The 12,976-nt window shown below is 37.1% G+C and carries 16 protein-coding genes; 14 read left to right on the forward strand and 2 right to left on the reverse strand.

The window, feature by feature from the left end; genetic code table 11:
- Positions 1–56: 56 nt before the first annotated feature.
- The 14 genes from CYP54_RS05885 to CYP54_RS05945 all read left to right on the forward strand — a co-directional run bounded on the left by CYP54_RS05885 (position 57) and on the right by CYP54_RS05945 (position 11,366).
- Positions 57–803, forward strand: coding sequence for a hypothetical protein (locus CYP54_RS05885; RefSeq protein ID WP_103604546.1), 747 nt, complete (start codon positions 57–59; stop codon positions 801–803).
- Positions 800–2,173, forward strand: a complete 1,374-nt coding sequence (locus CYP54_RS05890) for an STAS domain-containing protein (protein ID WP_103604547.1) — start codon at positions 800–802, stop codon at positions 2,171–2,173. The genes CYP54_RS05885 and CYP54_RS05890 overlap by 4 nt, the downstream gene beginning before the upstream one ends.
- A gap of 9 nt (positions 2,174–2,182) precedes the next feature.
- Positions 2,183–2,830 (forward strand): ribulose-phosphate 3-epimerase, encoded by a 648-nt coding sequence (gene rpe / locus CYP54_RS05895; protein WP_103604548.1) that lies wholly within the window; start codon positions 2,183–2,185, stop codon positions 2,828–2,830.
- Positions 2,827–3,627, forward strand: coding sequence for a 3'-5' exonuclease (locus CYP54_RS05900; protein ID WP_103604549.1), 801 nt, complete (start codon positions 2,827–2,829; stop codon positions 3,625–3,627). The genes rpe and CYP54_RS05900 overlap by 4 nt, the downstream gene beginning before the upstream one ends.
- Positions 3,628–3,734: 107 nt before the next feature.
- On the forward strand, positions 3,735–4,175 hold the full coding sequence (locus CYP54_RS05905) for a hypothetical protein (RefSeq protein WP_103604550.1): 441 nt from the start codon (positions 3,735–3,737) through the stop codon (positions 4,173–4,175).
- A gap of 180 nt (positions 4,176–4,355) precedes the next feature.
- On the forward strand, positions 4,356–5,729 hold the full coding sequence (locus tag CYP54_RS05910) for a sodium-dependent transporter (RefSeq protein WP_103604551.1): 1,374 nt from the start codon (positions 4,356–4,358) through the stop codon (positions 5,727–5,729).
- Positions 5,730–5,740: 11 nt separating this feature from the next.
- Positions 5,741–6,943 carry a M48 family metallopeptidase gene (locus CYP54_RS05915; protein ID WP_103604552.1) on the forward strand — a complete coding sequence of 401 codons (1,203 nt, stop codon included), beginning with the start codon at positions 5,741–5,743 and terminating at the stop codon, positions 6,941–6,943.
- Positions 6,933–7,745 (forward strand): peptide chain release factor N(5)-glutamine methyltransferase, encoded by an 813-nt coding sequence (gene prmC / locus CYP54_RS05920; RefSeq protein ID WP_103604553.1) that lies wholly within the window; start codon positions 6,933–6,935, stop codon positions 7,743–7,745. The genes CYP54_RS05915 and prmC overlap by 11 nt, the downstream gene beginning before the upstream one ends.
- Positions 7,746–7,755: 10 nt before the next feature.
- Positions 7,756–8,235 carry a DUF4149 domain-containing protein gene (locus CYP54_RS05925; protein ID WP_103604554.1) on the forward strand — a complete coding sequence of 160 codons (480 nt, stop codon included), beginning with the start codon at positions 7,756–7,758 and terminating at the stop codon, positions 8,233–8,235.
- Entirely contained in the window at positions 8,219–9,001 is a 783-nt protein-coding gene (locus CYP54_RS05930; RefSeq protein WP_103604555.1) for a threonine/serine exporter family protein, read from the forward strand. The genes CYP54_RS05925 and CYP54_RS05930 overlap by 17 nt, the downstream gene beginning before the upstream one ends.
- Positions 8,994–9,518, forward strand: a complete 525-nt coding sequence (locus CYP54_RS05935; RefSeq protein ID WP_087585733.1) for a threonine/serine exporter family protein — start codon at positions 8,994–8,996, stop codon at positions 9,516–9,518. The genes CYP54_RS05930 and CYP54_RS05935 overlap by 8 nt, the downstream gene beginning before the upstream one ends.
- Before the next feature lie 113 nt (positions 9,519–9,631).
- Entirely contained in the window at positions 9,632–10,825 is a 1,194-nt protein-coding gene (locus CYP54_RS05940) for a Cj0814 family flagellar-dependent secreted protein (RefSeq protein ID WP_103604556.1), read from the forward strand.
- 10 nt (positions 10,826–10,835) lie between these two features.
- Positions 10,836–10,967, forward strand: a complete 132-nt coding sequence (locus CYP54_RS10165) for a hypothetical protein (protein ID WP_258033677.1) — start codon at positions 10,836–10,838, stop codon at positions 10,965–10,967.
- Positions 10,968–10,976: 9 nt separating this feature from the next.
- Complete coding sequence (locus tag CYP54_RS05945) at positions 10,977–11,366, forward strand: YbgC/FadM family acyl-CoA thioesterase (RefSeq protein WP_103604557.1); 390 nt, start codon at positions 10,977–10,979, stop codon at positions 11,364–11,366.
- A gap of 43 nt (positions 11,367–11,409) precedes the next feature.
- On the opposite strand, the gene CYP54_RS05950 is transcribed toward CYP54_RS05945, so the two are convergent.
- Both CYP54_RS05950 and CYP54_RS05955 read right to left on the reverse strand, forming a co-directional pair.
- Positions 11,410–12,660, reverse strand: coding sequence for a hypothetical protein (locus tag CYP54_RS05950; protein ID WP_103604558.1), 1,251 nt, complete (start codon positions 12,658–12,660; stop codon positions 11,410–11,412).
- Positions 12,657–12,976, reverse strand: a 320-nt coding sequence (locus tag CYP54_RS05955) for a uracil-DNA glycosylase family protein (RefSeq protein WP_275935945.1), incomplete at its 5' end; no start/stop codon positions are given. The genes CYP54_RS05955 and CYP54_RS05950, both read right to left, overlap by 4 nt.

Genomic DNA, 12,976 nt, shown 5'->3' on the forward strand with positions numbered 1-12,976 from the left:
GCCTTTGCCTATAATTATAAATAGCAAAAATATTTAGAAATCTTGAGTGATATAAAATGCTTAGTAAAGAGTTGATCGAAAAAAATGTTGATTTTGTTTTGCAGATGCCAACTCTTTTTGAAAAGGTCGAGCGTTTTTTATTAGCTGGTAATCTAACTGAGGCAGTTACTACTTTACAAAATATAGCATCTTTTAAAACTTATTTTAACTCCATTTTTAAACGTGCAAAATTTGATATTCCTTATGATGGCAACGATTTGGTAGTAATAGCAAATATGCTTGGCATTGATACTTTTAGGGCGATAGTGCTTTCTTATTTTATATTTTTAAAATCCCCAAAAATTTATAAGGTATTTAATTTTAAAATCGTTGATTTGATCGAGCTTAATGCTAAAATTTTATCAGATTGGCTAAAAGTATTAAATTCTTTTAAAGAAAAACGATACAGCTATTTATCACTTGCTCCGTATTCTATTGCCTGTATTATAGTGTGTGAGAATTTATTTTCGAAATTTCCATCTTGTATGTCAGACGTTATTTCGTATTCTGACGTAAGCTATAATAAAATTTTGCAAAAAAAATATGGCTTTAATATTTTGGATATTTTTTTAAAAGCAATGAATATGAACAAACAATCATTAAGCAAGATTGATAAAGAGATGCTTTGTTTTTTTGAGATTTTGCTCTCTTATGAGTCCAGTAGGCCTGAATTTTATGATTTTGGAGTTGATAAAATTTTAGACATCAATGTTTATCCAGAGATGCAAACCATTATATTTATTAAAAAAGCTCTACAAAAATGAAATTAACTTTTAATGGTTCTATGGCTATTATAAGGCCTTTTGGTTTTTTGGAAGCAGAGAATGTTCCATTAAAATTAAGTGAAAAATATATAAACCAAATTTCATCGCGTGATATCAGCGCTATACTGCTCTCACTAAAAAATGTTACATTTTTTAGCCCTATTTGGCTTGGTAAAATAATTGAAAATTTAAGCGAAGAAGCGCAAAAACATGGCATAGTATTTGCGATTTGCGATTACAATGAAATTTTTTATGAATTGATGATGAAAACAGTTAAGAATATTTTAAATATCTCGATGTTTGAAAGTGAAAATATCGCAAGCTTGTTTTTAAATAAATTTCTAAATAACGCAAATGACAAAGTTTTCATTTATAACTCAACTGAGCAGTATAAGCACTATTTGGCCAATTATCTCAAAAATCGATCATTTGATGTGGTTGAGGCTAGAGATGCGACCGAGTTTAATAAAAAAAAGAATTTATATAGTTATGCAGTGTCACAGCTAAATCATGTGAGATTAAGACAAAATCAGATAGATACTTTTATAAAAGATGGTGTCGTTGTTTATGCCATAAAAAGTTTTATGGACTCAGATTTTATTGAAGATTTTGATATGTCAGCTCATGACATTATGCTAAAAATCGGATATAAATTTTTTATTTTATGGGTAAATATTTCTGGTGCTTTAAATATAAGGGGTGCAAAATTTCTAATCAAACTTGCTAGCATTAGCAAAAGATCAGGTGCATTTATTTCGCTTTGTGGTATAAACGAATCAAATTTATCTATTGAATTAGTAACGTATCTTAAAGATGCAAATATATTTATCTATAAAAATTTAAATGACTTTTACAAAGACGACACTATTTTTTATCTTAAAAAAAGAGACTTTGATGCAGAGCCAGTAGATATCAACAAGAGCGTTGCTCAAATTTCATCTTATGTGACGCAAATTGCGAGCAAAATTATCTCACAGTTAGCAGAAGAAGAAATTTTGTGTGTTGATACCAAGGTTAGTGCGCTTGACATAGAGGATGAGTACGATTATTTGCGTATTTGTGTTCAGTATTATGGTGATATTTACGCAAGAGTGCTATTTGGTATAAAAAAAGATAAGTTAGATAAAATTTGCTCTATTTTTATGCCTGAAGGCAATGATTCAAATGATTATTTAAGTGGATATTCTCAAATTTTTAGTATCATTACAGATAAATTTTTGACTCATCTTTGGCAAAAAGGCATAAAAGTAAAAGTTAGCTTGCCTAAAATTTTATCCGATGATGTTTTTTTTGATCACAATAGTGTAGGCATCATGAATAGACTAGATGTAAAAGATGACGAAATAGGCTTTATATTTGTAACCAAGTAAGGAGAAGAAATGTATGTTGCACCTAGTATTTTATCGGCTGATTTTGGAAATTTGGCAGCTGAGATAAGAGCCATTTGCGAGGCTGGGTGCGATCTGGTACATGTTGATGTTATGGACGGGCATTTTGTGCCAAATTTAACTATCGGCCCAGTTGTGGTAAATGCTGTTGCAAAAGCAGCTACAAAGCCACTCGATATTCATTTAATGGTTGAGAATAATTCGTTTTTTGCCGACCTTTTCTTACCGCTAAAGCCAAAATTTCTAACCTTTCACATTGAAGAAGAGAAGCATCCATTAAGGCTCATAGATCACATCAGGAAAAACGGCGTTGGCCCTGGTATCGTGCTAAATCCGCATACGCCAGTTAGTGCGATCGAGTATATTATTGATGAAGTTGATATGGTGCTTTTGATGAGCGTAAATCCTGGCTTTGGCGGTCAGAAATTTATGCCAGTCGTGCTTGAGAAAACAAGGGCGCTAAGAGAGCTGATAGAACGAAAAAACGCTAAGTGTCTTATTGAAGTAGATGGCGGCGTAAACGGACTAAATGCGCCTGATCTTGAAGAGGCTGGAGCTGATATTTTGGTGGCTGGCAACTACATCTTCTCATCAAATTCCTACGAACAAGCCATTCGCGCAATAAAGCTTGAGTTTTGAAACCAAAAAAACAGCGTTTAGAAAATAGCATAGAAATTTTAGCTAGGCAAAATTTAAGCTATCATGAGTTTATTTTAAGATTTAGCGATATCGAGGAAATTTCATCTATTATTGACGTGCGCGATCTTGATATGTGGCGAACTCTTGGGCTTGACATCACTAGAAATGAAGAGAATGAGATCGAGCTTGGCACGAGATTTAGAGATATTTGCGAGCAGGAATTTTGCGTGGTTGATATCGAAACGACTGGCGGTACGACGAGCGGACAGATCATCGAAATAGGCGCAATCAAAATGAAAAATAGCGTTGAGATAGGGCGTTTTGAAAGCTTTGTGGCAGCCCCTGTGGTGCCTGAAAATATCACCGAGCTAACCGGCATAAAGGCTAGCGATTTAGTTGGCGCGCCAAATTTGCTAAACGTGCTTGAGCGATTCAAAATATTTCTTGGAACTAGCGTCTTTATCGCGCACAACGTAAATTTTGATTACGGATTTATCTCTCATAGCCTAAATGAGATTGGCCTTGGCATGTTGCTAAACAGAAAGCTTTGCACCATCGATCTTAGTCGCCGCACTATCGCTTCGCAAAAATACGGACTTGGCTCGCTAAAAGAGCTTCTTGGCATAAACAATACCCACCATAGAGCGTTAAATGACGCAATAGCGGCAGCTGAAATTTTTAAAGTTTGCCTCACACGCCTACCTTTTAGTATCCAAACGACAGAGGATCTCATAAGCTTTAGCAAAACAGCTCCAAGCGTGAAGCTAAAACCTGAACCAGTTTTGTGTGCGAATTAGCGATAAAAAAATATCCACAATCTCAAATTTAATCATTAATTTTTTATGCAATCTCTATTTTTAAAGGATTGTGGGCAGTTTGCTAAATTTTACAAAAAAGGAGGCAAATGAGCCAGAAAAATTTAGTTTCAAATTTTATCTCAGCTGACGATGAGATGCTCGCTTTTTTATCAAATTTTAGCAATAAGTGGTGCGTGAGTAATGATGGAGCTGAGTTTATAGAACAAAATTTGACCTTCATTGGCTCAAAGCCAGTTTTACAAAATTTAAAAGGTTACAAAACGGCTGAATATAAAAATTTTACCGACATTAAAAAATTTCTCAGCTCAGATCCAAGTATTAAAAGTAAAATTTTAAGTGGTGAGATAAGCTACATCGGCGACAACTTAACAAATATAGAGATTAAATTTGCGCCTGAGTATTTTTATGATTTTTTAAAATTTATAGCTGAAAATATCCCAGAACATCACTATTTTTGTTGTCCCAAGGAGGGCTGGATATTATTCATTGCGATGGAGGGATATGTGGAATTTGGCGTTTTGCACTAATAAATTTATTTTTAAGCAGTTGTCTAAAATTGTCCAGAAAAGGCAAAACGTGAAAGAAAATTTATTCGTAAAAATTCTTAAAATTAATAAAAAACTGAGCTTGTATCCTAACACCGCTTGCTGCTAGCAAAATTTAATCAATTTTTTTATATAATCCCTATTTTTCACAAAGGCAAAAAGATGGATAGAAAATCTTGGAGTTCAAGGCTCACATACATTTTAGCTGTTGCAGGAGCTACGGTCGGCTTTGGTGCGACGTGGCGTTTTCCGTATTTGGTCGGGCAAAATGGCGGCGGTGCCTATGTGCTCGTGTTTTGTATCGCGATGATTGTGATTGGCATACCGATGATTTTAGTTGAAAATGCGATTGGCAGACGCCTAAAATGCAATGCTGTGGATGCTTTTGGTGGATCGATAAATGGTAAAAAGATCAGCAAAAAGTGGCAGATCGTTGGCTGGATGGGACTTGTTGGTGCTTTTGGCATCATGGCTTACTATATGGTTATTGGCGGCTGGGTGCTAAACTACATCGCACAAATTTCATTTGGTTTACTTGATCTCTCGCATGTGGTTAGTTTTGAGGAGACAAGTGCATTTTATGAGCAAAACATCGTAAGCAATCCACTTGCCATAAGCTTTGCAACACTTGTTTTTGTGCTAGTTAATTACGCTATTTTGGTACAAGGTGCGGTCGGTGGTATCGAGCGATCAGCGAAATTTTTAATGCCACTACTTTTTATTTTAATGCTTATTATGATTGCTAAAAATATCACACTTGATGGTGCAATAGAAGGTGTGAAATTTTACTTAACGCCTAATTTCTCAAAGATAAATTTAAAGCTTTTCGTTGATGTTTTGGGGCAGGTCTTTTTTGCTCTTTCGCTTGGATTTGGTGTGATGATCACTCTTTCTAGCTTTGTGAAAAAGGATGAGGGTTTGGTTAAAATTTCTATCATTACAGGTATTTTAAATACGGTAATTGCCGTGCTTGCAGGATTTATGATCTTCCCTTCTCTTTTTAGCTATGGTGTATCGCCAGATAGTGGTCCAAGTTTAGTGTTTAAATCACTACCAATCGTTTTTTCTCACATGCCATTTGGTGGATTTTTCGCGGTTGCTTTTTTTGCACTTTTAATGATCGCTGCACTTACGACATCACTACCAATATATGAAGTAATAATCACGACACTTCAAGAAAAATTTAAGATAAAACGCAAAAAGGCAATATTTTTAGTCCTTGGTGGTATATTTGTTTTAGGAAATTTACCTTCGCTAATGGCCACAAACATACTAAGTCATGTAAGCATTTTTGGTAAGAATATTTTTGATGCATATGATGCAATAAGCGCAACGATATTTTTTGTATTTACTTCATTTGGTTGTGCAATATTCGTAGGTTGGGTGCTAAAAGATGATGCAAAAAAAGAAATTTTGCAAGGTAGTGAAAAACATGCAAAACTAATAAATATCTGGTTTTGGTATATCAAATTCGTCGTACCGTTTATCATTTTGGTGCTTTTTATCAGCTCGTTTTACGATAATTTTTTAAAATAGGGCGTAAAAATATGTTTTATTTTTTACTCGGTATTTATTTTTTTTACGTCGCCGCAAAGGTGTGGCTAGCGATTTTGCAGATAGGCTTTATCCGTGCAGAGGCTAAAAAGCCGGCCGTCGTGCTAGAGCAGGGGGAGTATAAAACCGCAGCCGCCGCAGCGATAAGCAATCAAAAATTTGAGCTAATTAGCCTTCTCTATCATGCCGCGATATTTATGATGTGGGCGTGCTGGGGGCTTGGCGCGATATCAGGGCATGCCTATAAAACGGGAGATATAGGCGATAACGTCTTTATGGTTATGGTATTTTTGCTCGTTTCGTCGCTGCTAGAACTACCGCTAAATATTTACGAAACCTTCGTCAAAGATAAAAGGCTTGGCTTTTCAAACGTAACGCCCAAAATTTTCGTGCTCGATCTACTTAAAACGCTCGCACTAACGCTGGTTTTCGGCACGCTGTTTGTGTGGCTGGTGCTACTTTGCATTAGATTTTTGGGCGATTTTTGGTGGTTTTGGGCGTTTTTGCTTAGCTTTGCCGTCACGCTTGTTATAAATCTCATCTACCCGACGCTCATCGCACCTATCTTTAATAAAATGCAGCCGCTAGAAGAGGGCGAACTAAAAAGCCGTATAGAATGGCTTTTGGCGCAGTGCGGCTTTAAAAGTAGCGGCGTTTATACGATAGACGCCAGCAAGCGCGACAACCGCCTAAATGCCTATTTCGGCGGCCTTGGCACGACTAAACGCGTGGTGCTTTTCGACACGCTCGTTAAAAAACTAAGCTTAGATGAGATAATCGCCGTTCTGGGGCATGAGCTGGGGCATTTTAAGCACAAAGATATCCTAAAAATGATCGCCCTAAGCGCGGTTATGCTTTTTGCGATGTTTTTTATATTCGGTAACATCCCTGACGAGGCGTATCAGGCGCTGGGGCTTCATAACGGAGGCGGCGGAGTGATCGTGTTTTTGCTACTTTTTTCGCCGATTTTCGGGTTTTTATTTTCGCCTATTAGCTCGTATTTTAGCCGCGCAAACGAATTTGGCGCCGATAAATTTGCAGGCGACGTCTCAAACAAAACCGATATGATAAGCGCGCTAAAAAAACTAGGCTCCGAAAACAAGGCCTTTCCGAAGGCTCATCCGTTCTACGCGTTTGTCTATCACTCGCACCCAAGCCTCTTTGAGCGTATAAACGAGCTGGAAAATGAAAATTGAAGAAGCTCTTAAAGAGGCTAGTTTAAGGCTAAGTTCGCTTTGCCAAAATCCAAGCAGAGTGGCTAAAATTTTGCTTATGAACTATCTTGATGTAAGCATTGAATGGATATTTTTAAATCAAAAAGAAGAATTTGATGAGAGCGGCTATTTTGCTCTAGTTAAAAGGTATGAAAACTACGAGCCTCTTGAATATATAACTGGTAAAGCTAGCTTTTATGGGCTTGATTTTTACGTGGAAAGTGGAGTGCTTATCCCAAGACCTGAAACAGAAATTTTAGTGGATAAAGTAATAGAAATTTCACGCGAATATAAAGAGCCAAAGATCGCAGAAATAGGCACAGGGAGTGGCATTATTAGCATCATGCTAGCTCTAAAAACAAAGGCAAATATCGTAGCGACAGACATCAACGAAAAAGCTTTGATGCTTGCTAAAAAAAATGCAGATAAATTTGATGTAGGTGGGAGGATCAAATTTTTAAACTGCTCTTATGTGGATGAAATTTTAGAAGATATTGATATTTTGGTTTCAAATCCGCCATATATTGCAAGAGGCTATAAACTTAGTAAATTTGTACTAAATGAGCCAGAAAGTGCGCTCTTTGGAGGCGAAGTAGGAGATGAAATCTTAAAAGATATTATTCTCATAGCCAAAGATCGTAATATCAAAAACGTTGCTTGTGAGATGGGGTACGATCAAAAAGCAAGTATGCAAAAATTCTTAGAGGCCAATGGTTTTGAGTATAGTTTTTACAAAGATTTAGCTGGCTTTGATAGAGGCTTTTGCGCGAAGTTAAAAATATAAAGGAGAGAGTTTGAGAGGAGTTTATTTTTTGCTTTTGGCAGTACTTATAGGAGCTGAGCTAACGCTTGGTATCTTGGTGGCGCCAGTCATATTTTTCCCGCAAAACATCATAGGAGACGGCATACTTACGCATTTTATGAGCGGTCAAATGATGACAAAGATATTTTTGAAATTTAATTATATTTTGCTTTTTGTAAGCATAGTTGTAATGATTGGTGAGCTATTTGATCTTAGAAAAAAGCTTATTTTTTCACTAAAATTTAGCATGTTAATGCTTGCTTTTTTAAATTTGGCTTTAGCTTTTAGCTTTGTATTTTTCTTTACGCCTTTTATAGTTTATGCTCAAAATTTGGGGGTCGATGCGACACAGACGGCTGAATTTGCCAAAATGCATAGTGCGAGTGAATATGTGATGAAAATCATGCTTGTTTTGCAAATCATTTTATTTTTTGTGAAATTTAAGATTAGCCAAAATGAACGCAAAGCCTGATATTCAAGTTTTAACAAATTTTTTAGCCGAATACACGACGGCGATGGTGAGTGCTGGCACCTACACAGCGCGCGTCGAAAAGTGCGTAGACCGCATAGCTAAACACTACGGCCACGACGTTAGCGTGACGATTTTTGTGAAGTATTTTACCATTAGCGTGATGGACTCGGCCGACAACTCCCTGCGCCGAACCTACGTGAAAAAGATCCCGCTGGGGCAGGTGAGCTTTAACCGCATTTCCGAGCTTTCGTCGCTTAGCTGGCGGATTTTGGATGAAAATTTGAGCTTAAACGAGGCCAAAGAGCAGTTTGAGGGCATCATGCGAATAGAGGCGAATAAATTTGCAAGCTCGCTTATTTTGATCAGCCTTGCAAATGCGGCGTTTTGCAGGCTTTTCGGCGGAGATGCCGGCTCTGTGGTTTGCGTATTTTTCGCGACGTTCGTTGGATATAGCCTTAGATTTGCACTTGCTAAAATGGGCGTAAATTTAAAAATCCAGTACGTCCTGGTCTCGTTTGTCGTCTCTTTTATCGCCTATCTTGGCGTATTTTACGGCTTTACGCACACTAGCGACGTGGCGATCGGCTCGTCGATACTCTTTTTGATGCCGGGCGTTTTTCTCATAAACTCGGTCTTTGATATCATAAACGACAACACGCTTGTAGGTATCAGCAGGGCCGTGAGCACGGGCATCCTGATACTTTGCATAGCGGTGGGCGTCTATATCACGCTCTCGCTTAGTAGCGCGGAGATTTTACATGTTTGAGCTTTTGACCGCGACTCTCATAGACGGTGCTTTTGCCGCGGTGGCGGGGCTTGGCTTTGCCTACGCTAGCTCTCCGCCAAAAAGGACTCTCGCATTTTGCGCGCTGCTTGCGGCATTTGCGCACGCCAGCCGCTTTTGGATTATGCAGATGGGATTTTTTAACATCAGCGTCGCTACGCTCATCGTCTCTTTTTTGAGCGGGATTTTAGGTATGCTCTTTGCTAAACGGCTAAAGGTGCCCGCCGAGATCATCGCATTTCCGGCACTTTTGCCGATGGTGCCGGGGGTTTACGCGTATAAGGGCATTTTGGCACTGTTTTCGTTTCTAAACGAGACTGATATCGCTAAGAAAAACGAATACTTAATCATATTTTTCGATAACGCGATCACGACCACGACGGTCTCGCTAGCCTTAGGCGTCGGGGTTTCGGTGGTGCTTATTTTATTTTACGATCAGTCCTTGATGATTACTCGCGGCGCCAAGTGCGATCTGGCGACGAGAAAGACGCGCAGATAATTTTAACTTTGGCATAGAAATTTGTATGTCTTTTTGATAGTTTTTATTATTTTGCTAGATATTTTCTCAATTTTGCCGATATAGCTTAAAACTAAATTTCAAAAGGATTTATGATGTTAAGCGGTATCGGTGGGTTTTCGAGTGTCGCTAAAAATTTTCAACTAAATGAAAAACATAGCATAAAGAGTCAAATCATATATAAAAATGAAATCTCGCAGCCGGATACGGTCGAGTACAAATTTAATGAAGTTTTAGGCTATAAAGTAGGTGCGGACGGATATTTTACGTCCGAATTTAACGAAGCCGCAGGTATCCCAAAGGACTACAAAATCCACTCTGATACCTTAAAATCTCTCGTGAACGTAAATGATAAGGCTATTGCATTTAATAAAATGTTTTCAAAAATCGACATAGCAAAAACAGTCGGCAATGCATATAAAATTCTCTTCCAAGTAGCGGGCGACGAGCTACTAAACTCAAAAGAGAGCTTTACTAAAGAAGACCTTGCCAAATTTCCTCAAGGATACGAGTACGAGAAATCAAGTCTAAAAGTAACTAAAGTAAATAAAAACATCTACGACTATGCGTCGGCACGTAGCGCCTTTGACGATAAGTCTGGGAAAACCAATATGGAAACGCTATTTTTTAATAGTTCATATCATGAGTTAACAACAACGCCACAATATAAGCCGTCAACCAATATCTTTGATAACAATAACGGCGGTAAAGAGAGCGAAAACGTGGGCGTGTTTATAAATCCTCACGGCGAAAGATACACCAACCCTGACGGTAGTATAACCAAAGGAGGCTTGATAGCAGCCGTAATAAACTCAAATTTAGACGTACGAGAGGGCAAAACTACGGTTTGGGGCAAGATGCAAGGTTATGACAAGAGCATAAGCGGCAAAGAATACAGACAAAAACTGGACACCTTTATTGATTCGCGCAACATCTACGGCATCAAAGGAAGCGAGCTTGACGGGCTTAGCAAGGATTACCGAGAATATGTACTAACATTTCAAAAAATGCAAGAGTCGCTTTTACCTGGTAGCACTGCCTTAAGCGGCAACTCTAACATAACTTCCGACGGTAAAGAATCAAAAAGCCTCTTTGAAATAATGCAAGAGGATATGAAAGAGGCGCAAAAACGCCTAGAAAAGCTAATCAGGCAAGAAAAGCAAACACAAAAGATGCTGGATAAAAACAGAAAATACAACAAAGAGCTAGAGCAAAATACTAGAAAAAATTTAGAAGAACTTGAGGCGATGATGAAATTTAACGCTAAGAGCGTGGATATAAAGGCTTAAAAGGATTAATATGATAAGCGGCGTAAACGGGTTTAACGCAAACGTAAATTATGATTTTAGTAGCGCTCACGAGGAAAAAGAGGCGGATATAATGGGGCTTTTAAGAAAATTTAGTAAAATTGGGCTTAATGTAAAAGTCTAAGGAAATACCATGAAAATACGAATCTACTACGAAGATACCGATGCTGGTGGTATAGTCTATCATACAAACTACATTAAATTTTGCGAACGAGCCAGAAGCGAAGTATTTTTTCAGGCTGGGCTAAATTTCACAAAAGAGGGCGGATACTTTGTAGTTTCGTCGCTTGAGGCTAAATTTATAGCTTCTGCTGTGCTTGGCGATGAAGTATTTGTTAGAACCAAAATTTTAGAGCTTAAAAAAGCTAGTCTTGTTTTGGAGCAAGAAATTTATAAATTTGATGACAAAAATGCCGAAAAGCTACTTTTTAGAGCGACGATTACGTTAGCCTTTATGAAAGAAGAGAGACTTGCAAAGATAAATGACGAGATAAGGAAATTCTTGGAGAATTCTAAATTTTAGATCGTGGCTAAATTAAAAATTTAACTTTAGCCACCTTGTGCTTTTACATCGAGCTATTTTGATCGAGCAAAATTTCTTTATTTGCTTCGTCAAAGTGGTCGCCTTTTGCGTTATAAATTTTAACTCCATATAAGACTTGAGAGTTTTCAACTCTTTCGGTAAAAATTCTATCAGCGCTTTTATCTATAAAATTTGTGTATATGTACTCGGTGCCAAAAGCACTTGAATAGCCGATTTGTGAATATCTAAAATCTACATCAAAAAGATCACCAAGCCCCAAAAATAAGTCGTTAACAGGATTTAGTGAGTTTGCGATAAAAAGATTTTGTCTATCTCTTTGCGCGATGGCATTAAAGATATTTGGTAAAAAATTTATCTGTGTACTTAAAAGTGCGTATGGTTTTATCTCAAAGCCTCTCATCTGCGTTGCTACAAGAGAAGCTTTGACGATTGGGATGTTTAAAAATATACTTGCATCATTAAATTTGGATTTTTTGCTTAAAGTATCATTTAAATTTATATCTTTGCCTACGATAGAGGCTTCATGATAATCGCTACTTTGCATGCGGACATATTCATTTAGCTTTTGCCCTAATGAACTACCATCATCAAATGCAACTATTTTTTCGTTCGAGTAAGCTAGCAAAGCTGAAATTTGCTCTTTATAATCAATGCCACCAAAGATCAAATTTGGCTTTGGATTTATGATAAAGGAGCTATGAACGCTTGGAATGTAGATAAGCTCATTTGATAGAACTAGCGAATTTATAATGTTTGCACCATTTGATGTAAGGGCTGCGATAAAATAATTAAAGCCTTGGGCTCTAGCCGTTTGCATAGCATTTGTAAGACTTTGTGGGCTTTCATCGTTGCTATTTATAAATTTGATCTCAATATCTGCGTCTTGCTTTAAGACATAGCTTAAGACCGCATTTGATACAACATTTGCATAAGATTTTATAATCTTTTGTGGAATGATTACAGCGATTTTGCCGTTTTTATTAACTTTTAAAATAGCTTCACCACCAAGGGAGATATAAATCCCCAAAAGAGTGTTATCATCTATTTTTGCTGGCTCAAATCTTGCCATAAAACTAGCCAGTAAATCAGCCTTAATAAGCTCATTTAAGCAGGCATTATCACAAAATTCTGGTTCTAAATTTATATAAGTAATCTTTGCTGGAGGTATGCTTGATAGACTTTGGTTTTTTGTAGTATTGCTCTCAAAATTTATCTCATCTTGCGATGCAAAAATAGTCGAAAAAATGGCTAAAAAAAGTAAAATTTTTCTCATATCACTCCTTTGATCTTTCTTAAATCATCTATAAAAATATTTTCAAAACTAGGATTTTTGCTGATCCACTCTGGCGAAAACGTTGGTAAAATAAGGCTATTTTCATTTTTTAAAATACTGCCTCTTATGCTTGAAAATCCGCCTTTTAGCAATAAATTTGGATATAAATGCATAAAGGCTTTCTCTCCTAAAGTCACAATTATCTTTGGCTTTATCAGCCTAATCTCTTCAAACAAATAAGGACGACAAAGTTCAATAGAACGGCTTAAAATCGGACTTTTATCATCACTTTGTGAAATTTCGCACCGAAGTAGAG

This window comes from Campylobacter concisus (assembly GCF_002914005.1).
Classification (GTDB): Bacteria; Campylobacterota; Campylobacteria; order Campylobacterales; family Campylobacteraceae; genus Campylobacter_A; species Campylobacter_A concisus_N.